The organism is Asticcacaulis sp. W401b, assembly GCF_046503825.1.
Lineage (GTDB): Bacteria > Pseudomonadota > Alphaproteobacteria > Caulobacterales > Caulobacteraceae > Asticcacaulis.
In genome coordinates, this window is the sequence record NZ_JBKFEE010000005.1 from 131,908 (window position 1) to 157,918 (window position 26,011).

Below are 26,011 nucleotides of genomic sequence, written 5' to 3' on the forward strand. Positions count from 1 at the left end.
TCAGGATCAGCGCTCGCTCAATGCAAAGCACCTCCCCTGATTTCAGGGGAGGGTGGCGCGTAGCGCCGGGTGGGGTTAAAGCGGTGGTATTAACCCCACCGTCTTTTGTCGCTACGCTCCAAAATCCACCTCCCCTAAAATTAGGGGAGGCGCTTTAACAATGAACCCGCACCCCCACATGCGATGGCTAAATCCACTTTTCTTTCCCTGTCTTTGTTTGGCCCTTCGCCGGGTGCGGGCCTCGCCACCTTGGCGGCTTGAGCGGAATGTCTATTAGAAACCATTCCGCTCTAGGCAATTCCGGCGGCCTCTGATAAACGCTGCCTCCATGTTGACGATACGGGCGCAGCTTCGAATTTGAAGCCCAGCGTAAGCCACCCGCACCGGGTCTTGCGCTGGGAGTACATCGCCACGCCTTATTTGACCGTATCCCCTCCCAGAGATATCAGGATTCATGTCCGAAAACCCTTCACGCGATTACCGCGAAACCGTCTTCCTGCCTGAAACCGCCTTCCCGATGCGCGCCGGCCTGCCCAAGGCCGAGCCCGAAATGCTGAAAAAGTGGGAAGAGTCCGACCTGTACCACAGCGTGCGCAAGGCGCGTCAGGCCAAGAACGCCCCCCTCTTCGTGCTGCACGACGGCCCGCCCTACGCCAACGGCAATATCCATATCGGCCACGCGCTGAACAAGATCCTCAAGGACTTCGTGGTGCGCTCGAAGTTCCTGATGGGCTATGACGTCGATTACGTCCCCGGCTGGGACTGCCACGGCCTGCCCATCGAATGGAAGATCGAGGAGCAGTTCCGCGCCAGGGGCCGCAAGAAGGACGAGGTGCCCGCCGCCGAGTTCCGCAAGGCCTGCCGCGAATACGCCGCCGAATGGATCGGTGTGCAGCGCGAAGAGTTCAAGCGTCTGGGAGTCTTAGGCGACTGGGACGAACGCTACGCCACCATGGATTTCGACACCGAAGCGAAGGTGACGGCGGAGTTCCACAAGTTCCTGATGTCAGGTCAGCTTTATCGCGGCTCAAAGCCCGTCATGTGGTCGCCGGTCGAACGCACGGCTCTGGCCGACGCCGAGGTCGAATACCACCCGCACACGAGCCCGACCATCTGGGTGAAGTTCCCGGTGAAACCCCTCCTCCCTGTCGAGCCGTCAGGCGAAGATGGGGAGGTGGCGGCGCGCGCAGCGTCGCCGACGGAGGGGGATGACTCCGCTCTGAACGCCCCCTCCACCGCTTCCGTCGTCATCTGGACCACCACACCGTGGACCATCCCGGCCAACCGCGCCGTCAGCTTCAACCCCAAGATCAGCTATTCGCTGTATGAAGTGACCGAAGTGGCCTCAGAGGAAACGCTCGGTTTCGCGCCGTGGGCCAAGGTCGGTGACCGCCTGATTGTCGCCGAAAAGCTGGCTGAATCCGTGCGCACGGCAGGCAATATCACCGCATGGACTCTGGTTCAGGCCGATGTCGATTGCGATGGCCTCACCCTCGCCCACCCGCTGGCCGCACTTGACGAAGGCTACGGTTTCGACGTGCCCATGCTGGCGGGCGATCACGTCACGGATGACGCCGGTACCGGCTTTGTGCACACGGCGCCCGGCCACGGCGCGGACGACTATCTGGTGTGGCTGAAGCATGGCTATTCGCTGGATTCCATCCCCGACACCGTGGACCCCGATGGGGCCTACTACCCGCATGTGCCGCTGTTTGCGGGTCTGAAAGTCCTTGAAACCGAGGGCAAGAAGGCCGGCAAGTTCGGCGACGCCAATAAGGTGGTAATGGAAAAACTGATCGAAGCCGGTAACCTGCTGGCGCGCGGTCGCGTCGATCACTCCTATCCGCATTCGTGGCGCTCCAAAGCCCCGGTCATCTTCCGCAACACCCCCCAGTGGTTTATCTCTATGGATAAACCACTAGATCCTAAGAATCGGGGGTTTATCCGCATGGACGGTGAGACCAACCTGCGCGCCACAGCGCTCAAGGCCATCAGTGAGACCGCCTTCTACCCGGATCAGGGCCGCAACCGTATCGGCAGCATGGTCGAAACCCGCCCCGACTGGCTGATCAGCCGTCAGCGCAACTGGGGCACGCCGCTGGCCATGTACGTCGATAAAAAGACCGGTGAGCCGCTGAAGGACGAGGCCGTCAACGATCGCATCATCAAGCTGATCGCGTCTGAGGGGGCCGACGCCTGGTTTACGCGCCCGGACGAGGATTTTCTGGGCAACGGCTACAATCCGGCCGACTATGAGAAGGTCACGGACATCCTCGATGTGTGGTTCGACTCCGGTTCGACCCACGCCTTCACACTGGAAGGCCGCGACAACACCCACAGCCCCGCCGACCTCTATCTCGAAGGCTCGGATCAGCACCGCGGCTGGTTCCAGTCGTCGCTGCTGGAAAGCTGCGGCACGCGCGGCCGTGCGCCGTATAAGGCCGTCCTGACCCACGGTTTCGTCCTCGACGAACAGGGTGAGAAGATGTCGAAGTCCAAGGGCAATGTCGTCGCCCCGCAGGACATCGCCAAGGAATCGGGCGTCGAAATCCTGCGCCTGTGGGTCGCGCTGTCCGACTATTCCGACGACCTGCGCATCGGTAAACAGATCATCCAGACGACCGTGGACGCCTATCGCAAGCTGCGCAATTCGCTGCGCTACCTGCTGGGGGCGCTGAACGGCTATACGGACGCTGAGGCCGTCGATTATCAGGACATGCCGTCGCTGGAACGCTACATCCTGCACCACGTGCATGAGCTGGATGCCAGGGTGCGCGCCGCCTATGACGCCTATGACTTCGCGGGCGTCATCCGCCCGGTGGCCGATTTCGCGTCCCAGACCCTGTCGTCGCTCTATTTCGACATCCGCAAGGACAGCCTCTATTGCGACAAGCCATCGGACGTGAAGCGCCGCGCCTGCCGCACGGTGCTCAACATCCTGTTTGAGCGCCTGACGGCCTGGTTGTCGCCCATCATGGCCTTCACCACCGAAGAGGCGTGGAGCTATCGCTATCCGGACGCAACGGAAAACCTCTATCGCACCCTGCCCGCCGTGCCTGCCGAATGGCACAATGCCGCCGAAGCGACGCGCTGGGGCAAGATCGAAGAGGTGCTGTCGGTCGTTACCGCCGCTCTGGAAGAGAAGCGCCGCGACAAGGTGATCGGCTCGGCGCTCGAAGCCGCGCCGACGGTGTTTATCGACTCCGAACCGCTGCTGGCGGCCTTTGACGGGATTGACGCGGCGGAGGTCTTCCGCACGTCTCAGGCCGTGCTGTCGGCCTCGGTGGGCCCGGACGACGCCTTCCGCCTGAACGAGGTGAAGGACGTGTCGGTCGTGGTGCACATTGCGCACGGCAACAAGTGCCAGCGGTCGTGGCGCATCCTGCCCGAAGTGGGCTCGGACCCGCGCTATCCGGACCTCTCTTTGCGCGACGCCGCCGCCGTCGCCGAATGGGATGCCGCGCATGGGGGCTAGTCGTCCCGCCTCCCCCCTGATATCAGGGGGGATACCGGCTTTAGCCGGAGGGGGGTTATGCGACGGGATTAACCCCACCCGTCTCGTCGCTCACGCGCCGATCCACCCTCCCCTGACATCAGGGGAGGTGCTTATCTTCTGCATCGACGGCCAATCATGACTGACCTTCACACCAAACTCAAAACCCACTTCGCCCCGCCGCACACCACGCCGCTGGGGCGGCAGATGCTGCTGATCGGCCTGATCGGCCTGATCCTCGATCAGATCAGCAAGAACTGGATTTTATACGGTCTGCAACTGCCCAGTCTCGGACAGGTCAAGATTTTGCCCTTCTTCTCGTTCAGCATGGTGTGGAACAAGGGCGTCAGCTTCGGTTTCTTCCATTCGGAAGGGATCGGCCGCTGGCTGCTCACCCTGTTTTCGCTGGTCGTGTCGGCCTTCCTGATCGACTGGGTCCGCCGTACCAACCGGCGCGTCCTCGGTCTGGGGCTGGCTCTAGTGGCGGGCGGAGCCATCGGCAACGCCATCGACCGTATCATCTACGGCGGCGTGGTCGATTTTCTCGATTTTTCGGGGCTGGGCTTTCCGTGGGTGTTCAACATCGCCGACGCCGCCATCAATATCGGCGTGGCCCTGTTGTTCATCGACGTCTTCTTCCTCAATCGGGAAGAGTCGAAACAAGGTTAAACGCGGACCCTTGGCAGGGCGGCGAAAAGCAAGTAACACTCTCCGGCCCCTTCTGAAAAAGGGCACGGATAATGCGGAGCGAAGAATGAAGTCGGTCAAAGTAGTGGCGGGTCTGGTGCTGATCGCCGGCGTCGGTCTGACGGGGTGCGAATCGACCAAGAGCGCGCTGGGCCTGAACAAGGTCGTGCCGGACGAATTTCGCGTCGTGACCAAGGCGCCTTTGGTGGTGCCGCCGGATTTCGCGCTGCGCCCGCCCGCGCCGGGTGAGCCCCGCGCGCAGGAACTGCAACCCGAAAGCGCGGCGCGTGAGGCCCTTTTGGGTCAGCGTCAGGCCATCACCCGTTCCGAAGGCGAAAAGGTGCTGGCCACCAAGGCCGGGGCCGATAAGGCTGATCCGCTGGCCCGCTACGTCGTGGACGATGAATTTGGCGATCTGGCCTATAAGGAAGAGAGCTTCGCCGACAAGATCCTGTTCTGGAAAAAGGACGCGACCCCGGCACCGGCGCCTTCGACCAACTCGGTGCTGGCCGGTGAAGTCAATGCGCTCGACCCGGAATCGGAAGCGGCGCGCATCAAGACGTTGCTGGGCAACGGCAAGGTGACCATAGAGCAGAAGAAGGAAAAGTCCTTCAAGCTGCCGGGCCTGTAAGCCGTAAGACATTGAGGTTTCAAAGGGCTGCCGCATGGCGGCCCTTTTTTCGTTTGGGTTTATGCCTTAAGATCGAAACCACAGATTTCACAGATTTCACAGATTATCCGTGCCCGTGTCACTCACCCGGCGCGCAGCGCCCATCTGTGAAATCTGTGAAATCTGTGGTTCACACCTCTTACTGACATCGCGAGCGAGACTCTTTTGAACCAAGGATAGATACGGATGACGAAGGGCGTTCGTCTGGCACAGATATCCGTGTCGGCGGCGAAGCCGCCATCCGCGGTGCAAGACATTCCTTAAAAGCCCACGGGCGTCACGACTCATGCAGAAACAGGAGAAACCACAGATTTCACAGATGCCACAGATTATCCGTGCCCTTGTCACCCGACCGGCGCGCAGCGCCCATCTGTGAAATCTGTGGTTCACACCTCTTGCTGACATCAGGCGCGGGACTCTTTTTGAACCACGGATAGACACGGATGACGACTTCGTTCGTCTGGCACGGATATCCGTGTCGGCGGCGAAGCCGCCATCCGTGTGCATCCGTGGCAAACCTTGCGGCGCGAAGCGCCCTCACCTGTCTTACCGCACAAACCGTAAGGGCCTTCGGGCGCGGGCGGCGTTACGGCTCAGCGTTCGTGATTTTGGTGTTTTTCGTGGCCAAAACCTTCCCGACATTGCCCCCGTCACCGGACTCACCTAAATTGGGTCAATGGCTCATATTTCCCGCCTGCCTCAGGACACCATCAACCGCATCGCCGCCGGCGAGGTGGTCGAGCGTCCGGCTTCGGCCATCAAGGAGCTGGTCGAAAACGCCATCGACGCCGGCGCGACGCAGATCGACATTTTCGCCGATATGGGCGGCCTGTCGCGCATCCTGATCGAGGATAACGGCCGCGGCATGGACGCCGACGACCTGCCGCTGGCGGTCGAACGCCACGCCACTTCCAAGCTCAAACCGCAGGCCGACGGCACCTGGGATTTGCTGCATATCCAGACGCTCGGCTTTCGCGGTGAAGCCCTGCCGTCCATGGGCTCGGTGGCGCGGCTGGACATCACCTCGCGTGCCAAGGGCATGGATGGGGCGATTGCCATTACGGTCGATGCCGGGGCGATGTCGCCGCTGCGGCCCGCCGCCTTTTCGCGCCCGCACGGCACGCGGGTCGAGCTGAAAGACCTGTTTTACGCCACCCCGGCGCGCCTGAAGTTCATGAAGACCGACCGCGCCGAGAACATGGCCATCAGCGAAGAGGTCAAGCGGCAGGCCATGGCGCACGAGGATGTCGGCTTTTCGCTGACGCTGGATGGCAAGCGGTCCTTGCGCCTCTATCCCGAAGAGGCCGGATTTGAGGGGCGTCTGAAGCGCCTTGCCGCGCTGCTTGGCGATGATTTCGGCCACAATGCCCTGCTGATTGATCAGCAGCGCGAGGGCGTCCGGCTGACCGGCTATGCGGGCCTGCCGACCTTTTCGCGCGGCAATGCCCAGCATCAATACCTGTTCGTCAATGGCCGCCCGGTGCGCGACAAGCTGCTGACCGGGGCGCTGCGCGGGGCCTATGCCGATTTTCTGGCGCGCGACCGCCACCCGATGGCGGTGCTTTATGTCGAGACCGACCCGCAGGATATCGACGTCAACGTCCACCCGGCCAAGGCTGAGGTGCGCTTCCGCGACCCCAATCTGGTGCGCGGCCTGATCATAGGTGCGTTGAAACATGCGCTGGCCTCGGCCGGGCATCGCGCCGCGACCACCGTCGCCGATCAGGCGCTCAGCGCCTTCAATCCGCTATCGTCGGGCTATCGCGCGCCGATGCAGCCGACCTTGTCCCTCAACGGAGGCTATCAACCCCGCGCCTATGCCACGCCGGAGCAGCCGCACCCGAACTATCAACCGGCGTGGAATGCCGACCTGACCTTTGCCCCGTCGGCCAGAGTCGAAAGAGACCTTGTTACCGCCGCACCGGTCATGGATATGCCCGCAGATATCGGCGTCACCGAAATGGGCATTGATTTGTCGGCCCTGACGCAACCTCTGCCGCCGGAATTCGAAGCCTATCCGCTGGGGGCCGCGCGGGCGCAGTTGCACGAGACCTACATTCTGGCGCAGACCAAAGACGGCCTGATCATCGTCGATCAGCACGCGGCCCACGAACGGCTGGTCTATGAGCGTATGAAGACCATGATGGCCGAAGGCAATGTGGCGCGTCAGACCCTGCTGATCCCGGAAATCGTCGATCTCGACCCCGCCGATGTCAGCCGCCTGATGGCGCGGCGCGACGATCTGGAAGGCTTTGGCCTGATGATCGAAAGCTTCGGCCCGGCGACGATTCTGGTGCGCGAAGTCCCGGCCCTGATCGGCGACGGTGACGTGGCCGGGCTGATCCGCGACCTGGCCGACGACATTGCCGAAAACGGTCAGGCCCTGATCCTGAAAGAGCGGATGGCCGAAATCTGCGGCAATATGGCTTGTCGCAATTCGGTGCGCGCCGGGCGGCGGTTGTCGGCCTCCGAAATGAACGCCCTGCTGCGTCAGATGGAAGCCACACCGCATTCGGGCCAGTGCAATCACGGCCGCCCGACCTATGTCGAGCTGAAGCTGAAAGATATCGAAAAGCTGTTCGGTCGGCGGTAGAGTTTTGCCACGAAAAACATCAAAAGCACGAACGGTGTCGCAGCGCTTTTTTGCGCGAAGCGCCTGAAAAACAGACGGATCGCACGCTGTGCAGCGCTCGTCGGCCGAGGCATATCCAGTTTTCGAACGTTGTTCGTGCTTTTGGTGTTTTTCGTGGCCAAAACCATCAAAAAAGCGGCCCGTCAAATGGTATTATTTAGCCACGGAGAGACACGGAGGACGAACTGCGTTCGTCTGGCACGGATATCCGTGTCGGCGGCAAAGCCGCCATCCGTGTCTATCCGTGGTGAAAAAGAGTCCCCGCCCTCAAAAGCACAGAAGGGCGCTGCGCGCCGGTGCTGGCACCGCAACGCGGTTAATCTGTGAAATCTGTGGTTTCTACCGCTTTGGACACAGGCGGGCAGTATCAAGCGGAAAAGCTTTCACGACCTATAATCGCGGTGCCATTTCCAAGGGCGATCAGGGTGAGCGCGCCTCATCCGGCGTACTCACCCTTAAGCCCCACTCCCCCGTCGGCTCATGCGGTCTGATGTCCCGTCAGACCGGAGCTTTTAGGTCAGACCCACAACCGGGCTGGCAAGATCAGTTTCCCCCTGAACCTCGCCCCCGGTCGAAATCAGTCATAAAAAAACCCGCGGCGAACGCCACAGGCTGCAAAATCAACGCGTTACGTTGAGAACAATAATCCCGACACCCATCAGGAAGGCCCACGCCTGAACACTCAGACCGGCCATCAGAATAACCTTCAGGCCGTCGCGGCGCTTCTTACCGCCTTCAAGCTTGATCGCTTCTGCCGTCATAACATCACCCCATTTATAACAGTTCAGTCCCGCCCCTTGCTGGGGCTTCGGTGCATTAATCGTGCCTGACGGCGCGGTTTACACCTTGTTAAGGACATATTGGGGACACAATAAAAAACTCGTCAATATGAAAAATCCGGCCAATGGGTTAATTTGGCCACACAAAGACGATGGTTTTTGAATTAAATTATATAAATCAATAATTTGATCAGTTAAAAATTCGTAAGAATTTTTTGTTTCAGGAACAAAACCTGCGCCGGACCATAGGTTCGGGTGTCGATTATTTGCCACAGTTCCGTGGCAAAAAAGTCCTCATCGGCGGCCATCTCTGCCACAATCAAGGCCTCATCGCTCAGCCAGTTCCCGTTTCGCAACGCCTCCAGCGCCGGCTGTACCAAACCCTTACGGTAGGGCGGGTCCATAAACACCAGATCGAAGGCTTCCGACGCGCCGCCGGGGCGCACGCCCAGTTGCGTGGCGTCGCGGCGGTGGATGCGCGTGACGCCAAACAGGCCAAACGCTTCGACATTGTCGCGGATGGCGCCGCGCGCCGCGTCATCCGTATCGACAAACAGACAAAACGCCGCCCCGCGCGACATGGCCTCAAGCCCCAGCGCGCCGGAACCGGCAAACACGTCCATCACCCGCGCCCCATTGAGGTTGGGGGCGAAGTCCGCGTGCTCCAGAATGTTGAACACGGCCTGACGCGCCCGGTCCGAGGTCGGGCGGGTGTTCTGGCCTTCGGGGGCGCTCAGAGCGCGCCCGCGAAACTCACCACCGACGATACGCATGCGGACCTACTCCGGGCGCGGCTTGCGCGGCGCGCCCTTACCGGCGAAGCCGCCCGGACGACCACCGGGTTTAAAGCCACCCGGCTTGCCCCCGAAGGACTTGCCACCACCGGGCTTGCCGCCAAACGCCTTGCCCGCCGGATGGTCGCCGAAGCTGCGTTCGCCACGGGGTTTAAAGTCGCCTTCACCGCGCGGTTTGAAATCGCGCTGCGGACGGTCACCCGCCGGACGTTCACCACGCGGCTTATCAAAGCGCGGCTTGTCACCAAAGCTACGCTCACCGCGCGGCTTGAAGTCACTTTCGCCACGCGGTTTGAAGTCACGCTGCGGACGGTCACCCGCCGGGCGTTCGCCACGCGGCTTGTCAAAGCGCGGCTTGTCGCCAAAGTTACGCTCACCACGCGGCTTGAAATCACCCTCGCCACGCGGCTTGAAGTCACGCTGCGGACGGTCACCCGCGGGGCGCTCGCCACGCGGCTTATCAAAGCGCGGCTTGTCGCCAAAGCTGCGTTCCCCACGCGGTTTGAAATCACGCTGCGGACGGTCACCCGCCGGGCGTTCGCCACGCGGCTTGTCAAAGCGCGGCTTGTCGCCAAAGCTGCGTTCCCCACGCGGCTTGAAGTCGCCCTCACCACGCGGTTTGAAATCACGCTGCGGACGGTCACCACGCGGTTTGAAGCTGCCTTCGCTGCGCGGCTTGAACTCGCCGGTGTTGAAGTCTCGTCTGGGACGCTCGGCGCGCGGCGTCCATTCGCGCTCTTCGCGTTCCGGACGGCGATCACGCGCCTGCCCGTCACCGTCAAAGCGCGGGCGTTCATCGAAATCGCGCTCGCCAAATTCCTTGGCCTCGTACTTGCGGCGGAAGGCCTCGTCGCGGCTGAGCGGGCGCTCACGGCGTTCCTCACGGCCTTCGCCCTTCGGCGCAAAGCGTTCGCCGCCGCCGCGACGGCCGGTGCGCGGCGCGCCCTCGCCTTCGGTCCGGCGCAGGCGCATCGGCGTGCGCGTCTGGGTCTCGCTTTCCGACGGCAGGTTGCGCGGGTCGATCTTGTCCCCCAGCAGTTCGCGCACGACGCGCGGGCCGATTTCCTCAACCTCGCCCGGCTCGATATCGCCGAGCTGGAACGGGCCATAGGCCAGACGGATAAGGCGGTTGACCTTCAGGCCCAGGCTGTCGAGCACCTTACGGACTTCGCGGTTCTTGCCTTCGTTTAGCGACACGGTGATCCACAGATTGGCGCGGCCATCAGCCTTTTCCTGCGCCTTGTCCAGCCTGGCTTCGATCGGGCCGTATTGCACGCCTTCGACCGTCACGCCGGCTTTCAGCGTGTCGAGCGCCGCCTGCGTGGTGCGCCCCAGCGCCCGCACGCGATAGACGCGCGTCCAGCCGGTCGTCGGCAGTTCCAGCGCGCGCGCCAGTTCGCCGTCATTGGTCAGCAGCAGCAGGCCTTCGGAATTGATGTCGAGGCGACCCACCGAAATCACGCGCGGCAGTTCCTGCGGCAGCGAATTGAAGACGGTGGGGCGGCCCTGCGGGTCCTGATGGGTGGTCATCAGGCCGACCGGCTTGTGATAGCGCCACACGCGGGTGGGCTCGGCCTTGCGGATCGGCTTGCCTTCGACGGTGATCAGGTCATCGGGCGACACGGTGGTCGCCGGGGTATCGAGCAGGCGGCCATTGACGGCGATCTTACCCAAACCAATCAGGCGCTCGACTTCGCGGCGCGAGGCCAGACCGGCACGCGCCAGCACCTTGGCAATGCGCTCCGGCGGGCGCGCGGGCTTACCAAAAGACTTGTCAGCCGGGCCTTTCTTGGCCGCAGGCTTTTTGACGTAGGATTTTTTGGGGGTGGCGTCGCCGGCAACGCTCTCGGTCGGAGCGGCGGATTCGGGGGTATTTTGGTCTTCAGACATCATCATTTTCCTGACTGGGCCTGCTCACGCAGGGCCTTTTAACTTGACGCCGCAGCGGTTTGCCGGTCATCAACCCCTATGGATTCCCCACAGGACATGACTGACGAAACCCTGATGCGTCTGGCGCTGGACGAGGCCGAAAAGGCCGCCCAGGCCGGCGAGGTGCCGATAGGCGCTTTAATCTACGATCCGTCAAGTAAAACCATCATTGCGCGCGCAAAAAATGCACCCATTAGTCTTAATGACCCTTCGGCGCACGCTGAAATACTGGCTTTACGCGCGGCGGGGCAGGTTGTCGGCAATTATCGCCTGACCGATCTGTGGCTCTATGTGACGCTGGAACCGTGCGCCATGTGCGCCGGCGCGCTGTCGCACGCCCGTATCGGACGGGTGATATATGGGGCCTCCGACCCCAAGGGCGGCGCGGTCGAAAGCGGTCCGCGCTTTTTTGCGCAGCCGACCTGCCACTGGGCCCCCGAGGTCACCGGCGGCGTGCTTGAGGCCGAGACGGGTCAGGTGCTAAAAGACTTTTTCAGACAGCGGCGTAAAACCCGATCCACGACAGCAGAGGGGGATTGATCATGAAATTACTGGCAAGTGTGGTCTTTGGGCTCGGTCTTCTCATGGCCACTACGGCCCACGCCGACACGGTCACCCAGACGGTGTACGAGGGGACCATCGGTAAAAGTCCCGTTGTTGTGGAACTGCGATCCGCCACGGTAAAGGGCAAGACCGTCTATATTGGTCAATACTATTACACGCGCTATCGTTCCCTTATCTCACTGAAAGCCAGTGGTACCGCCCTCACCTTTCAGGAACACCCCGGCTGCTTCGTAGGGCCGGATTGCCCGGTCACGGGGACACTCACTCTCAAACCGGCATCCGCAGGATTAACCGGCACATGGACCGCCAGGGGCAAGAAGGCCAGCCTGCCGGTTACCCTTACGAAGAACGTGACGCGGTCTTTGACTTCGACCCTGAGCCTCACCCAACCGGGGGATCTTTACGCAGTTGACGACACGCTCAATCAGGGGAGAGGCGAACTGGCGCGTAACGACCCGTTCCGCGCCCGCCGCGTCAATCAAAACAACGTCTATGGGCCGGAGATCAGCGCCGGACAGATCGCCTATCGGACCGTTACAGACAAGGCGACCGGCGTACACTATCTGCAACTGACGCGGCATCCTGATCCGGCGGTCCTTGCCAAGGTCAATGCAACCTTGGATATTGAACGGTTTTTCCGGGTGGAGAACGCTCTGGATTGCCTCTCTCAGACCGGTTTTGTCGGCGCGGGCACGACCGGCGGCTTTGAGGATTTCTCCGATAAGGTCGTTTACGTGTCCTCCAGCCTGATGGCCGTCGAAAGCGCCGGATCGACCTATTGCGGTGGCGCGCACCCGAACAATAGCTGGGGGATCACCATGTATGACCTCAAGCGGGGCGGGTATCTTAATGCCGATCAGTTGCTCAACCTGTATGTCACGCCGCCCGGCTGGGCCCCCGGTGATGAGCGCCCGGAGACGCCCGCCTTCCAAAGGCTCAAAGCGAAGTTATCGCCACAGTCACCGTGGTTTGTCGGAGACCGGTCGATCCCGGAATGTCTGGCCGACGACGTCGGTTATGACTACCAAACCTCGTTTAACGACAAGGGGCTGGTCTTCAGCCGCAGCGACCTGCCGCATGTCATGGGCGCCTGTATGGGCATCTATTATGTTGTGCCCTATGCCGAGCTGAAAGCCCTGTGGCGGCCCGAAGCCAAGACCTATTTCAGCGGCCTGTGAGGCAAGGATATGACGTTCGATTTTCGTGATATTCCGCAGCGTTTCAGCTATTTCGTCAGCAATGTGCAAACCTTCTGGGGTGACCTGACGCAGCATTCGGAGTTTCTGTCGAACCTGCTGATCGCCGCCCTGATCCTGATGGTCACCCTGTTCCTGTCGCAGTGGCTGTCGAACACGGTGCGCCGGACCGCCAAACGCTACGCCCATTCCGACGCCGACCGCACCCTGCCGGAGTTCCTGTCGCAGGTGGTGTGGTGGCTGATCATGGTGGTCGGTCTGGTGGTCATCCTCAACCGGCTGGGCGTGCAGACGACCTCGATCCTGACCGTGCTGGGGGCGGCGTCTCTGGCCATCGGTCTGGCGTTGCAAGGGACGCTGTCCAATGTCGCCTCAGGCATCATGCTGCTGGTACAAAAACCCTATCGCATCGGCGATACGGTGACGATTGGCGATGTGACCGGCACCGTCGGGCGGCTGGGACTGTTTTCGACCGAACTGACCAATGGCGACAGCCACAAGGTCTATATCCCCAATGCCAAGATCTTTTCCGACCGCATCATCAATATCAGCCACTACGGTCACCGCACCCTGGCCATACTGGTAACGGTCGATTTCGCCACCGATCTCGATAAGGCCCTGTCCATCCTGAAAAAAGTGACGGGTTCGCACCCCGGCACCCTGTCCACCCCAGACGTCTGGGCCGGGGTCGAGAACTTCACCGACAACGGCGTGCAGGTCAAGGTAACGGCGCAGGTGACAGTGGCTCAGCACGGTCAGGTGCGCGCCGATGTGCTGAAATCGGTCAAGGAAGAGTTCGGCGCGGCGGGCATCTACATACCCTATCCGCATCAGGTGACGATGGAAAAGGCGCTGGCCGCCGCCACCGGTGAAAAGCCGGGCGCTTAACCCCCTCCCGTTCGCTTTGCGCACAGGGGCGGCGCTTAGGTCTTGCGCGTCCGGCAAAATTCGTTTCAAAAGGAACGTATAAAGACTTTTTTGCGGCATTGGGGATGCGGAAAACCGTTCACCCGTCCGCACATCGTTTTCGCTGGGGTCATCCGTGTTTAAAAAGCTGCTGCTCGCTTCGTGTGTTCTGGCCTTGCCGGCCGTCACCTCCGTCGCTCTGGCCGATCCGGTCGAACAGACCAAGGGCCGTTTTGAGGACAAGTTCCGTCAGTTGGAAGGCGAAGAGTGGCCGACGCCCACCGACTACCGCAACGCCGCCGGTGAGCCGGGCTATCGCTACTGGCAGCAGAAGGTCGATTACCGCATCAAGGCCTCACTGAACGAGGCGACGCGCACCCTGACGGCGACTCAGACCGTCACCTACAAGAACAACTCGCCCGATACGCTGCGCTATCTGTGGCTGATGCTCGATCAGAACAATTACAAGCGCGATTCGATCGCGCAACTGACCGACACCGTGTCGCCGTCGAAAGAGATTTCAGTGGGCGAAGTGCGTCGCGTCAAGCGGATGCAGGTGTGGGAAGGCGGCTTTAACGACCTCAAGGTCACCGCCGCCGACGGCAGCGCCCTGCCCTTCACGCTCAACGACACCCTGATGCGTATTGATCTGGCGCAGCCGCTGAAGTCGGGCGAAAGCCTGACCTTTACCGTGGCGTGGAGCGTGCCCCTGCCCGAAACCCGCGTGGTTGGCGGCCGTTCGGGCTATGAATGCTTCACCAAGCCGGGCGAAGACGGCAACTGCATCTTTCTGGGGGCGCAGTGGTTCCCGCGTCTGGCCGTCTATTCGGACTATGAAGGCTGGCACAACAAGGCCTTTATCGGCTCGGGCGAATTCACGCTGGAATTCGGCGACTATGAGGTTGAGCTGACCGTCCCTGCCGATCACGTTGTCTCAGCCACCGGCGAACTGCTTAACCCCGGCGAGGTCCTGACCGCCGCGCAGCAAAAGCGCTTCACGGAAGCGAAGACGGCCACGTCCCCGGTCTATGTCGTGACACCCGATGAGGCCGCAGCCGCCGAAAAAGGCAAGGCCACGGGCACCAAGACGTGGAAGTTCAAGGCCGACAATGTGCGCGATTTTGCCTTCGGCTCGTCGCGCAAATTCATCTGGGACGCCATGGGCGTAAAAAATGCCGACCCAGCGCACCCGACCGTTATGGCCATGTCCTTCTTCCCGAAGGAGGCGCGCCCGCTGTGGGACGCCTATTCGACCAAGTCGATCGCCCACACGCTGAACGTCTATGGCAAGTTCGCCTTCGCCTACCCCTACCCGACGGCGCAGTCGGTCAACGGGCCGGTCGGCGGCATGGAATATCCGATGATCACCTTTAACGGCCCGCGCCCGGTGAAGGACAAGAAGACGGGGGAGCTGACCTATACGGAACGCGCCAAATACGGCCTGATCGGCGTGGTTATCCACGAGATCGGCCATATCTGGTTCCCGATGACGGTCAATTCCGACGAGCGTCAATGGACGTGGATGGACGAAGGCATCAACTCCTTCCTCCAGTTTCAGGCCGAAAAGGCATGGGACAAGGACTACCCCACCCGCCGCGGTGAGCCCAAGTCGATGGTCGAGTACATGCTGAGCGAAAATCAGGTGCCGATCATGACCAATTCGGAATCGATCCCGCAATTCGGCAACAACGCCTATGGCAAGCCGGCGGCGGCGCTGACCATCCTGCGTGAAACCGTGCTGGGGCGCGAAAAGTTCGATTTTGCCTTCAAGGAGTATTCGCGCCGCTGGCAGTTCAAGCGCCCGACCCCTTACGACTTCTTCCGCACCATGGAAGAGGCATCGGGCACCGACCTCGACTGGTTCTGGCGCGGCTGGTTCTATTCGACCGACCACGTGGATATCGAGCTGGCCGATGTGAAGAAGGCCCGCCTCAACACGCGCGATCCGGTCGTCGAAAAGGCCTGGGAAAAGGTGCAGGACGACGCGCAGCCCGACTCGCTGACCGCCGCGCGCAATACCGGCAAGACGGTCGTTGAGACCGATCCGGCCACGGTTGATTACTACAATACCGATGACAAGTGGGAACCCACCGTCAAGGAGAAGAAGAAGTATGCCGACCTGCAAAAGGACATCGACCCGGACCTGAAAGAAGCGCTGGCGGTGAAGGACAACTTCTACAACTTCACCTTCCGCAACAAGGGTGGGCTGGTCATGCCGGTGATCCTCAAGATGGATTACACCGACGGCACCTCCGAAACCGTGCGCATCCCGGCCGAGGTCTGGCGCTATAATCCAGCGCAGGTCACGTGGCAGCACGCGACGCTGAAGACGCTGAAACAGGCGGTCATCGACCCGCTGTGGGAAACGGCGGACGCCGACGTCTCCAACAACGCCTTCCCGCGCAAGATCGACGAGCAACGCTTTGAGGTCCGCGAAGGCGAAGACGGCCCCAATCGTATGAAGGACGACGATCTGGTCGTCACGCCGGACAGCCTGAAAACCCAGCCCAAAAAGGCGGACAAGAAGTGATCCGACGCGGTTTCCTGCTCGGAGGGGTGGCCCTGATGCTCGCCTCTCCGACGCTGGCGCATCGCGGCCATCATACGCTGAGTGTGGTCGAAATCGCCGCTGACGGCACGGTGACGGTGATCCATACCCTGTCGGCGCACGACAGCGAGCCGGAGCTGGTCGAACTGGCCCCCGACGCGCAGCCTTCCGTAGATGATCCCGACGCCCTTAAGGCGCTGGAAGCCCACCTGCGCGACGCCTTCACGATCAATGGTCAGAGGTTCGACTTTTTTGCCTACGAAGCCTGGGGCGACGACCTGCAATTCACCTTCAAGGGCAAGCTGGACCACGTGCCCAAGAGCGTGATCGTTGCCTATGGCCTGTTGCCGAACTCGCGCAAAACCGGCGTGGGACTGGTCAATGTGCGACTCAACGGCGTGACCAGAAGCCTGACCTTCGCCAAGGGCGATGCGCCGAAGACGGTGGAGTTTTAGTATTTGTCCCCCACCTGTACATAAGCGGCATTCTATTGTAATTTACAATCGAACGCAGACAGAGTGCCGCTATGTCAGTCGCCCGCCAAGCCCACAAAACGCATCCCGTTTCTGAAAAGGATGATCTAGAGCAATTTCTGAAGGCTTCTGAGGCCTACGGAAAAAAAGCGACACGTTCCAAAGCGGCAGCGCTGGCGACTTTGCAGCGAATTGGCATCCTGACCAAATCAGGCAAGCTGAGCAGTAAATATAAGAAATAAGCCTATTGCACAGACTTAGCGCCTCATTCGTGCTTGCCTACCATGGCTGCGATCAAGCCGTGGCAGACGGTCTGTTAAACGGGCAACCTTTCCGAACCAGCCAAAACGATTACGACTGGTTGGGGCACGGCATTTATTTCTGGGAGGCAAACCCTAAACGGGGTTTAGCATGGGCACAGGAAACATCTGCACGCCCAAACTCGCATATAAAACATCCAGCCGTAATTGGTGCGGTAATAGACCTTAGATTTTGTCTGGACCTCACCACGTCCGGTGGCATTTTACAGATACAAAGCGCTTATGAGCGCTTGAAATCCTTGTACGAGCTTTTGGACTTGCTGGGCGGCGCCCAAATGCCACGCAATGACACCAAACGTAAACGGCATAATCTCGATTGCGCCGTCGTGAACCTCCTCCACGATGCCAGAGAAAAAGAAAATCTTCAGGCTTTCGATACGGTAAAGGGCGCATTTCTTGAAGGCGAGGCGGCTTACGAAACCTCAGCTTTCAATACGAAGACACACATTCAAATTTGTGTCCGGAACTCCGACTGTATTCGGGGTGTTTTCCGGGTTCCGGATAAGGATCTGACTTAAACCAGCCCCGTCTGGCCGATCTTGTAGAAGCGTTCGGCGCGCTGGGCCACAAGCTGATCCGGCGACAGATAATCCAGCGCCTGAAGCTCGGATTCCACCACATCGCCGACCTTTTTGATCGCCGCGTCCTTGTCGGCGTGCGCGCCGCCGGCGGGTTCTTCGATGATGCGATCGACGATCCCCAGTTTCAGCAGGTCGGTGGCGGTGATCTTCATCTGATCGGCGGCGTCCTTGGCGCGCGAACCGTCGCGCCACAGGATCGAGGCCGCGCCTTCCGGCGAGATGACCGAATAGATCGAGTGTTCAAGGATCAGCACGCGGTTGGCAGCCGCCAACGCAATCGCCCCGCCCGACCCGCCCTCGCCGGTGACGGTGGCGACAAACGGCACCTTCAGCGTCAGGCCGCGCTCGGTCGAACGCGCAATGGCCTCGGCCTGACCGCGTTCCTCGGCCCCGATGCCCGGATAGGCCCCGGCCGTATCGACAAAGGTGATCACCGGCAGGCCGTACTGTTCGGCCATATCCATCAGGCGCACCGCCTTGCGGTAGCCTTCCGGGCGCGCCATGCCGAAATTGTGGCGCAGGCGCGAATTGGTGTCGTGGCCCTTTTCATGGCCCATCACGACCACAGAGCGCCCGCGAAAACGCCCCAGGCCGCCGACAATCGCCTGATCGTCGCCGAATTTGCGGTCACCGCGCAGTTCCACAAAGTCTTCGATCAGGCCGCTCAGATAATCGACCAGATGCGGACGCTCCGGGTGGCGGGCGACCATGGTCTTTTGCCACGGCTCAAGGCGGTCGTAGGTTTCCTTGATCAGTACCTGGGTGCGCTCACGCAGGGCGCGGATTTCGGTGTCGAGATTAGCCCCTCCCGAAGACGACAGGGCCGATAATTCCTCGATCTTGGCTTCCAGATCGGCGATCGGACGTTCGAATTCGAGATAATGGCGCATGATCTTCCGGGACTCAGGTTCCGTTACAAACCTTGGCGTTTAGCCCAAGTCGCGGCGAGGAGCAATATGCCCAAAGGGACAAGGGCTCAGGAATCGCTTACCCAGTGCGGCGTTTCGACAGGGGGTGATGCGTTTCAACCACCTCTTTCAGCCGTTCGGTCGCCACATGGGTATAGACCTGCGTCGTCGAAATGTCGGCGTGCCCCAGAAGCGTTTGCACGACGCGCAGGTCGGCCCCGCCTTCGAGCAGGTGGGTGGCAAAGGCATGACGCAGGACGTGCGGTGAGACGCGCGCCGGGTCGATCCCGGCCTCAAGCGCCGCCTCGTCCAGCAACTGCCCCACCCGGCGGCGCGTCAGGTGCCCTTCGGCTCCGCGTGAGCAGAAAAGATAGGGGTTAGCCTTGTCTTTCGCCCCCAGAAACAACGGTCGGATGTCGAGATAGTCTTTAATCGCCGCGCGCGCCGACGGATTGAGCGGCACCAGCCGCTCAGTGCCCCCCTTGCCCTTGACGATCAGATAGGCCGGGTCTTTTTGTACGGCATCAAGGCGCAGGGCGACGATCTCCGACACCCGCATCCCTGAGGCATAGGCGATCTCGATCAGGCATTGCAGGCGGATGGCCTGATGCGCGTCCTTCGCGTCGGCAGCGGCGATCAGGGCGTCCACCTCTTGGCGGCTGAGGATTTTGGGCAGGGGCCGGCCTTTTCTGGCGGCGGCGATCTTGCGGCTGGGGTCGGTGTCGCTCAGCCCTTCGCGCACGCAGAAGCGATAGAATTGCCGCACGGCGGCGCGCTTACGCTGAAGCGTCGATGAGGCCAGTCCGCGCGCATCGAGCGCCGCAAAAAACCCGGCAATATCGCTTTCGCCGAGCGTCAAAAGCCCGTCGGCATCGACGTTCGCATGATTACGCAAATCGAGCAGGTCCTGACCATAGGCCTCACGCGTGCGCGGTGAGGCATTGCGTTCGACGCTGAGCATCTCAAAAAAAGCGGTGAGCGGATCGGGACGCATGGTCTGGCTTTCGAAACGGGGACGATTAACCGTCCTTGGAACGATCTGGGGCACTATCAAAGCAATTTGGTTTATGACTGGCTAAATCGGGCCAACATCGTGTAAAGCACCTGCATGCATATCGTTTTTCCGCGCACGGGGCGCGCGCGTCGTGCCTGAGACCTCGAAACCGACTGAACCGCGTCTGATCCTGCCGCGCCCGGTGGCGCTGGTGGGGCTGATGGGTGTGGGCAAGACCACAGTGGGCCGTCGGCTGGCCGAAGCCCTGGCCGTGCCCTTCCGTGATGCCGACGAAGAGATCGAAAAGGCCGCGGGCCTCAGCGTCTCCGACATCTTTGCCGCCTTTGGCGAGGCGGGCTTTCGCGACGGCGAGCAGAAGGTGATTTCGCGTCTGCTCGACGACGGGCCGCAGATACTGGCGACCGGCGGCGGGGCCTTCGTGCAGCCCGCCACCCACGACATCATCAAGCAAAAGGCCGTCACCGTGTGGCTGAAGACCGATCTGCGCGTCATCGCGCGGCGCGTCGCCAACCGCAATCATCGCCCGCTGCTGCGCGACCGCGACCCGATGGAGGTCCTGCGCGAGCACGAGGCGAAACGCTATCCCTTCTACGCCAGGGCCGACATCACGGTCGATACCGGCGATCAGTCGCACGGCAAGAGCGTCGAGCTGGTCATCGGTGCACTGAAAACCTTTCTGGAATCGAACTAATGCCCACACTTCCTGTCTCCGGCGGCGATTTCCGCCCCTATGAGGTCGAGGTCGGCACCGGCCTGATCGCCTCGGCCGGTCGTCGCGTCCTCCCCTTCCTGAAAAACCGCCGCACCCTGATCGTCACCGACAGCCATGTGGGGCCGCTGCACGCGGTGCGCCTCAAAGAGGTGCTGGAGGCCGAAGGCATTGCCGCGCAGATCCTCACCCTGCCCGCAGGCGAAGAAACCAAATCGTGGGAGGGGCTTAAGGCCCTGACCGACGGTCTGGTCGAGGCGGGGCTGGACCGCAAGGACGTGATCATCGCGCTGGGTGGGGGCGTTATCGGCGACCTGACCGGCTTTGCGGCCGCCATCTATATGCGCGGTATCGACTTCGTGCAGATCCCCACCACCGTACTGGCGCAGGTCGATTCCAGCGTCGGCGGCAAGACGGCCATTGACCACCCGAAGGGCAAGAACCTGATCGGGGCCTTCCATCAGCCGCGTCTGGTCCTGTGCGATCTCGACGTGCTGGCCACCCTGCCGGCGCGCGAAATCCGCTGCGGCTATGCCGAGGTGATCAAGTACGGCCTGCTGGGCGACAAGGCGTTTTTCGAGTGGCTGGAGGCGAATGATCAGGCCGTGCTGTCGCTGGAGCCGGCGGCCATTGAGCGCGCCGTCGCCCGCTCGGTAGAGATGAAGGCCGAAATCGTCGCCGCCGATGAACGCGAGGGCGGGCAACGGGCCCTGCTCAATCTGGGGCACACCTTTGGTCACGCGCTGGAGGCCGAACTGGGCTTTGGCGACACCCTGCTGCATGGCGAAGCCGTGGCCATCGGCATGGGCATGGCCTTCCGCTATTCGGCGCGCGTGGGTCTGTGTTCTCAGGCCGATGCCGACCGCGCCGTGGCGGCCATTGCCAAGGCGGGCCTGCCCACGCAGATGACGCAGATTCGCAACGCGGCCTTCGACACCGACACCCTGATCCGCCATATGGGCCACGACAAGAAGGCCGAGGGCGGCAAGCTGGTCTTTGTGCTGGTCAAGGGGATCGGTGAGGCCTTTGTGGCCAGGGATGTGTCCGCCGACTCGATCCGCGACTTCCTGATCGCCGACGGGGCCAGCGCCTAACCCTCCTCCCCTGCGAAGCGGGGGAGGAGAAATGAGGTCTATTCCCCCGCCACGGTTTCCGGATCGCTTTCCTTCTGGGCGCGGAAATATTTCTTCGTATGACGCCCCAGAAACTGCGCGAAGTCATCGACCAGCGTATAGGCCACCGGCACGAACAGCAGCGACAGAAGCGTGGACGTAATCAGCCCGCCAATAACCGCAATGGCCATAGGCGCGCGGAAGGCCACGTCGGCCCCCCAGCCCACGGCGATGGGCAACATACCCGCCCCCATGGCCACGGTGGTCATCAGGATCGGCCGCGCCCGCTTATGCGCCGCGTCCATCAGGGCGTCCATGCGCGGCATCCCGCGATTGATGGCCTCCAGCGCGTATTCGACCAGCAGGATCGAGTTCTTGGCCGCAATGCCGGTCAGCATGATCAGGCCGATCAGGGCGGGCATGGACAGCGATTTACCGGTGATCAGCAGCAGGAAGAAGGCCCCGCCAAAGCTTAGCGGTAGGGCCGTCAGGATGGTGATGGGGATGGTGAAGCTGCGGAACAGAAGCACCAGCACCACATACATCAGCATGATACCCGTGCCGATGGCCACCATGAAGCCGGTGGCCATTTCGGCCTGACTTTCCTGATCACCGGTGACCAGTTCCTGCACGCCCGCGGGCAGGTTCTTCATGATCGGCAGGTTGCGCACGGCGTCCTGAGCGATACCCGCAGGCACGCCTTCGGGCAGGTTGGCCTTCACCGTCGCGGTGCGCGACCGGTCGATGCGCGTGATCTGGATCGGACCGGAGCCGAAGCGCACGTCCGCCACCGCCTCCAGCGGCACAGGCACGCCTGAATTGGTCGGCACCTTCAGTTCCGCCAGCGTCTCCACAGCGGTGCGCGCCTGCGTATCCATCAGGACGCGGATCGGCACCTGACGGTCACCGATATTGTACTTGGCGAGAATCTGGTCGAAGTCGCCCACGGTGGCCACGCGCGCCGCCTGAGAGATGGCCTGCGACGACACGCCCATCAACGCCGCCTGATCCGGCTTTGGCGTCACCAGCACTTCGGGCCGCGACAGGTTGGAGGCCGAGAAGACGTTACGCAGGCTGGACAGGCCGCGCATCTGGCGCTCCAGTTCACGCGATGCGCGCTCCAGCGCCACCGGGTCGTCAGACGCCAGGGTGAAGGAGATGACGCCGCCCCCGCCGCCTTCCTGCCCGAACGAGGCGCGCACGCCCGGATAGCGCGACACGAAGGTGTTGAAGTCGGACTCAAACTGCTGCTGCGTCAGCTTACGCTCATGGCGCGGGATCAGGTTGATGGTCAGGTTGGCCTTGCGCAGATCGACCGAGGCAAAGGCGCTCTTGACCTCCGGACGCTTTTTCAGCTCTTCCATGACCGAGATGACCACGGCGTCGGTTTCATCCAGCCGCGTACCCGGCGGCATTTCGATGGACAGGAAGGAACGGCCATTGTCACCGACCGGGATGAACTCGCCCGGCAGCTTGCTCGAAATAAAGATCGACAGGACGAAGAAGCCGATACCGGCCATCAGAATGCCCCAGCGCATCTTCATGGCGTCGCCGCCGTGTTTGCGCAGAAGCGTCCACACGCCATAGGCCAGGGCCGCGAATATGGCAAAGCCGATCCCGGCGCCGATAAAGGCCCCCACACCCTTGGGCGGTGCGGCGGGCGCAGACGGCGGAGGCGGCATAAACGGTCCGGCCAGCATGAACAGGGCCAGCGCCGCAAAGCCCAGCAACATCAGACCCAGCGGCCAGCGCGCATGCACCTCGGCACGGCCGCTGATAAGGCCCAGCCCCAGACCGACCACCAGCACGCCCAGCCCGACGATGCCGGTCATCAGACCCGCCCCCTTGCCGACAAACTCCGCCGCGCCAATCAAAAGCAGCACACCGCCGACCGTGATCCCCAGCGTCCACAAAAGCGTGCGCCAGTAGAAGGGGCTCTCCAGCCCCCACCTCAGACTGCTCAGATAGCCTTTCATCCAGAACGGGTCGTCGTGCTCCTTGGCCGGATTGGCGCGCATCAGATAGGCCCCCATCAGTGGGGTCAGGGTGCGCGCCACCACCAGCGAGAAGAAGACCGAGACGCAGGCCGCCACCGCGAAGCTCTTGAAAAACTGCCCCACAATGCCCGGCATGAAGCCCACCGGGGCGAACACGGCGATGATCGTTGCCGTCGTCGCCACCACGGCCAGACCAATTTCGTCGGCGGCCTCAATAGCGGCGTCATAGGGCTTTTTGCCGTCGCGTATGTGTCTGACGATGTTCTCGATTTCCACGATGGCGTCATCGACCAGAATGCCGATGGTCAGCGACAGGGCCAGCAGCGACACGATGTTGAAGGAGTCGTTGATCACATACATGACGAAGAAGGTCGGCAGCAGCGACATGGGCATGGCCACGGCCGAAACGAAGGTCGCCCGCAGGTCGCGCAGGAACAGCCACACCACGAACACGGCCAGCGCCGCGCCGATCAGCAGGGTTTCCATCGAGGCCAGATAGCTTTCCTTGACCCAATCGACCGAGGCCGTGACCTCTTCGATGACCATGTTCGGATGCGCCTTGCGGATGGCGTCCATCGAGGCGCGCACCGAGTCGGCCACATCGACTTCGGACGAGCCGATGGAGCGATAGACGGCGAAGCCCACCACCTCATTGCCATTGAAGCGCGCGCGTTCACGCGGTTCGCCCCAGGTGTCGATCACCTGCCCCAGATCGCCCAGACGCACCGAGCCGCCGTTCGACAGGGCGATGCGCGTTTCGCGCAGGGCATCGACCGAACCGGCATTGCCGAGCGTGCGGATCGACTGCTCAGAGCCGCCGACCTCAAGCCGCCCGCCGGGCAGGTTGACATTGGTGGCCCGCAACTGGTTCGACACCTCGGCCGCCGTGATCCCCTGCCCGGCCAGACGCGCCGGATCGAGCTGGATACGGATTTCGCGCGTCACCCCGCCGATGCGCGTCAGCTTGGCCACGCCCTTATTGGCAAGGACTTTTTTGGAAATGTCGTTATCGACGAACCACGACAACTGCTCCGGGTTCAGGCCGTCGCCACGGATAATATAGTTGATCAGCGCCTCGCCCGACGCCTCTTCGCGGCGGATGATCGGGTCCTGCACGTCAGCGGGCAGGTCCGACCGGATCTGCGCCACGGCGTTGCGCACATCATTGGTCGCCTTTTCGAGATCGACGCCCAACTGGAACTCGATCGCGGTCGTGGACACCCCGTCATTGACGTAGGAGGTGATGTGCTTGACCGAGCCGATGCCGGAAACGGCGTCTTCGACGCGGCGCGTCACCTGGGTTTCCAGTTCCGCCGGGGCCGCCCCCGACTGCACATAGGTGGCGGTCACCACCGGCAGGTCGATATCCGGAAAGTTGTTGATGCGCAGGGCCTGAAACGCGCCCCAGCCGACAATGGTCATGACGATGAAGAACAGCACCGTCGGAATGGGGTTGCGGATCGACCACGACGAAATGGTGCCGCGATTTGGGGGGGTGACGGGGCTGTTCATTACTGGCCCCCGGCCTTTTCAGCCCCGGCCGGTGTGGTCGTTCTAGAGACGCGCACGGCGTCCCCATCGACCAGGAAGCCCGCCCCGCTGGTCACCACCTTTTCCCCGGCGCTGACGCCGCTGGCGATGACAATGGCGTCGCCGCGCCGTTCCCCTGTCTTCACCTTGCGGCCGCTGACCTTGTTATTGGCCCCGACGACAAAGGCCACCGGCTGGTTCTGCTGATAGACGACGGCCTTTTGCGGGATAAGGACCGCCGGCTGTTCGCCGACCGTGATCGAAGCGCGCGCGAACTGACCCGGCTTGAACCCGGCATCGGCGGGGATGCTGATGCGGGCATAGCCCAGACGCGTCTGCTGATTGACCGCCGGCGTCACAACCCGCACCGTGCCGGTGACGGTCTGACCCGTTTCGCCCGTAACGGTGGCGCTCATCCCGGCTTTCAGCGCGCTCAGCTCGGTTTCGACCACTTCCATATTCATTTCGATGCGGTTGTCGCGCACAATGCGGAACAGTTCCGTGCCCGGCGATACAATCTGACCGGCCACGGCCGTGCGTGAGGTGATCAGGCCCGATACCGGGGCGCGCACCACCGTCTGATTGAGCTGGGTCTGGGCCTGCGCCGCAGACGCCTCGGCAGTGGCGACCTGCGCCTGAGCGGTCTTGTAGGCGGCCTCCTTCTGATCGAGCGCCGATTGCGAGGCATAGCCCTTGTCGAACAGTTCCTTGTAGCGCTGGTAGGCGCGCTCGGCCTCAACGGCCTGCGCTCTGGCGCTCTGGATACCGGCCTGCGCCTGCTGAAGCTGGGCACGCAGCACGGCATCGTTCATCTTCAGCAGCGGCTGCCCCTGCTGCACATACTGTCCTTCGTCGGCCAGCACGGCGGTGGCGGTCAGGCCCCCGACCTCAGCCCCGATCGGCGCTTCCTGCCAGGCGGCGACCGTACCGGAGCCGGTAATCACCAGAGGCGCCACGGCTTCGGTAGCCAGCGTCGCCTCAACCAGCGCCCCTTCGGCGGGCTTCTTTTCCGCCTCACCCTTCTGACCGGAGCACGCCGCCACAGACAGGGCCAGCACACCGCTCAGCAAAAGCCGCGAGGCCGACCGTTTGAAAACCGTGGAAACATAAGGAGCCGAGGCCAAAGCGCGCATGGGCGATATCCTGAAGACTTGTAATCCGTAAAGGC

20 protein-coding genes are annotated in these 26,011 nt (G+C 62.0%); 13 read left to right on the forward strand and 7 right to left on the reverse strand.

The features are described from left to right. The first annotated feature begins 454 nt into the window (after positions 1-454). The 4 genes from ileS (at position 455) to mutL (ending at position 7,443) form a co-directional block, all read left to right on the forward strand. Positions 455-3,475 (forward strand): isoleucine--tRNA ligase, encoded by a 3,021-nt coding sequence (ileS, locus tag ACK8OE_RS12605; RefSeq protein ID WP_410272801.1) that lies wholly within the window; start codon positions 455-457, stop codon positions 3,473-3,475. Positions 3,476-3,631: 156 nt separating this feature from the next. Continuing rightward, positions 3,632-4,162 carry a signal peptidase II gene (lspA, locus tag ACK8OE_RS12610; RefSeq protein WP_410272802.1) on the forward strand — a complete coding sequence of 177 codons (531 nt, stop codon included), beginning with the start codon at positions 3,632-3,634 and terminating at the stop codon, positions 4,160-4,162. Positions 4,163-4,247: 85 nt separating this feature from the next. Beyond that, positions 4,248-4,811: a DUF3035 domain-containing protein gene (locus tag ACK8OE_RS12615; protein WP_290798830.1), complete on the forward strand. Its 564-nt coding sequence runs from the start codon at positions 4,248-4,250 to the stop codon at positions 4,809-4,811. A 715-nt stretch (positions 4,812-5,526) separates the two neighbouring features. Then, positions 5,527-7,443, forward strand: coding sequence for a DNA mismatch repair endonuclease MutL (gene mutL, locus ACK8OE_RS12620; protein WP_410272803.1), 1,917 nt, complete (start codon positions 5,527-5,529; stop codon positions 7,441-7,443). Positions 7,444-8,102: 659 nt separating this feature from the next. On the opposite strand, the gene ACK8OE_RS12625 is transcribed toward mutL, so the two are convergent. The 3 genes from ACK8OE_RS12625 to ACK8OE_RS12635 form a co-directional block, all read right to left on the reverse strand. Next, positions 8,103-8,243, reverse strand: a complete 141-nt coding sequence (locus ACK8OE_RS12625) for a hypothetical protein (protein WP_013480909.1) — start codon at positions 8,241-8,243, stop codon at positions 8,103-8,105. 212 nt (positions 8,244-8,455) lie between these two features. Continuing rightward, complete coding sequence (gene rsmD / locus ACK8OE_RS12630; RefSeq protein WP_410272804.1) at positions 8,456-9,034, reverse strand: 16S rRNA (guanine(966)-N(2))-methyltransferase RsmD; 579 nt, start codon at positions 9,032-9,034, stop codon at positions 8,456-8,458. 6 nt (positions 9,035-9,040) lie between these two features. After that, entirely contained in the window at positions 9,041-10,945 is a 1,905-nt protein-coding gene (locus tag ACK8OE_RS12635) for a pseudouridine synthase (RefSeq protein WP_410272805.1), read from the reverse strand. A gap of 96 nt (positions 10,946-11,041) precedes the next feature. Between ACK8OE_RS12635 and tadA the strand changes: the two genes are divergently transcribed. The 7 genes from tadA (at position 11,042) to ACK8OE_RS12670 (ending at position 17,509) form a co-directional block, all read left to right on the forward strand. Further along, a complete protein-coding gene (tadA, locus tag ACK8OE_RS12640; protein WP_290798838.1) occupies positions 11,042-11,524 on the forward strand; it encodes a tRNA adenosine(34) deaminase TadA in 483 nt (160 codons plus the stop codon). A gap of 2 nt (positions 11,525-11,526) precedes the next feature. Beyond that, positions 11,527-12,726 (forward strand): hypothetical protein, encoded by a 1,200-nt coding sequence (locus tag ACK8OE_RS12645; protein ID WP_410272806.1) that lies wholly within the window; start codon positions 11,527-11,529, stop codon positions 12,724-12,726. A gap of 9 nt (positions 12,727-12,735) precedes the next feature. Then, positions 12,736-13,632: a mechanosensitive ion channel family protein gene (locus ACK8OE_RS12650; RefSeq protein ID WP_410272807.1), complete on the forward strand. Its 897-nt coding sequence runs from the start codon at positions 12,736-12,738 to the stop codon at positions 13,630-13,632. Between the two features lie 154 nt (positions 13,633-13,786). Continuing rightward, entirely contained in the window at positions 13,787-16,180 is a 2,394-nt protein-coding gene (locus tag ACK8OE_RS12655) for a M1 family metallopeptidase (protein ID WP_410272808.1), read from the forward strand. Next, entirely contained in the window at positions 16,177-16,653 is a 477-nt protein-coding gene (locus ACK8OE_RS12660; protein WP_410272809.1) for a DUF6702 family protein, read from the forward strand. Before ACK8OE_RS12655 ends, ACK8OE_RS12660 begins: the two co-directional genes overlap by 4 nt. 71 nt (positions 16,654-16,724) lie before the next feature. After that, complete coding sequence (locus tag ACK8OE_RS12665; protein ID WP_410272810.1) at positions 16,725-16,913, forward strand: hypothetical protein; 189 nt, start codon at positions 16,725-16,727, stop codon at positions 16,911-16,913. Positions 16,914-16,942: 29 nt separating this feature from the next. Further along, positions 16,943-17,509, forward strand: coding sequence for a hypothetical protein (locus tag ACK8OE_RS12670; protein WP_410272811.1), 567 nt, complete (start codon positions 16,943-16,945; stop codon positions 17,507-17,509). On the opposite strand, the gene ACK8OE_RS12675 is transcribed toward ACK8OE_RS12670, so the two are convergent. Next, positions 17,506-18,465: an acetyl-CoA carboxylase carboxyltransferase subunit alpha gene (locus tag ACK8OE_RS12675; protein ID WP_298331199.1), complete on the reverse strand. Its 960-nt coding sequence runs from the start codon at positions 18,463-18,465 to the stop codon at positions 17,506-17,508. The genes ACK8OE_RS12670 and ACK8OE_RS12675 overlap by 4 nt on opposite strands. A 94-nt stretch (positions 18,466-18,559) precedes the next feature. Beyond that, the gene (locus tag ACK8OE_RS12680) at positions 18,560-19,474 is read right to left on the reverse strand and encodes a tyrosine recombinase (RefSeq protein WP_410272812.1); all 915 of its coding nucleotides are present in this window, start codon (positions 19,472-19,474) and stop codon (positions 18,560-18,562) included. A gap of 151 nt (positions 19,475-19,625) precedes the next feature. Here ACK8OE_RS12680 and ACK8OE_RS12685 point away from each other — a divergent pair, with 151 nt between their 5' ends. Further along, positions 19,626-20,186 carry a shikimate kinase gene (locus ACK8OE_RS12685; protein ID WP_410272813.1) on the forward strand — a complete coding sequence of 187 codons (561 nt, stop codon included), beginning with the start codon at positions 19,626-19,628 and terminating at the stop codon, positions 20,184-20,186. Continuing rightward, positions 20,186-21,298 (forward strand): 3-dehydroquinate synthase, encoded by a 1,113-nt coding sequence (gene aroB / locus ACK8OE_RS12690; protein WP_410272814.1) that lies wholly within the window; start codon positions 20,186-20,188, stop codon positions 21,296-21,298. The genes ACK8OE_RS12685 and aroB overlap by 1 nt, the downstream gene beginning before the upstream one ends. 38 nt (positions 21,299-21,336) lie before the next feature. On the opposite strand, the gene ACK8OE_RS12695 is transcribed toward aroB, so the two are convergent. Both ACK8OE_RS12695 and ACK8OE_RS12700 read right to left on the reverse strand, forming a co-directional pair. After that, positions 21,337-24,825: an efflux RND transporter permease subunit gene (locus ACK8OE_RS12695; RefSeq protein ID WP_410272815.1), complete on the reverse strand. Its 3,489-nt coding sequence runs from the start codon at positions 24,823-24,825 to the stop codon at positions 21,337-21,339. Beyond that, complete coding sequence (locus tag ACK8OE_RS12700; protein WP_410272816.1) at positions 24,825-25,976, reverse strand: efflux RND transporter periplasmic adaptor subunit; 1,152 nt, start codon at positions 25,974-25,976, stop codon at positions 24,825-24,827. The genes ACK8OE_RS12695 and ACK8OE_RS12700 overlap by 1 nt, the downstream gene beginning before the upstream one ends. Positions 25,977-26,011 lie beyond the last annotated feature (35 nt).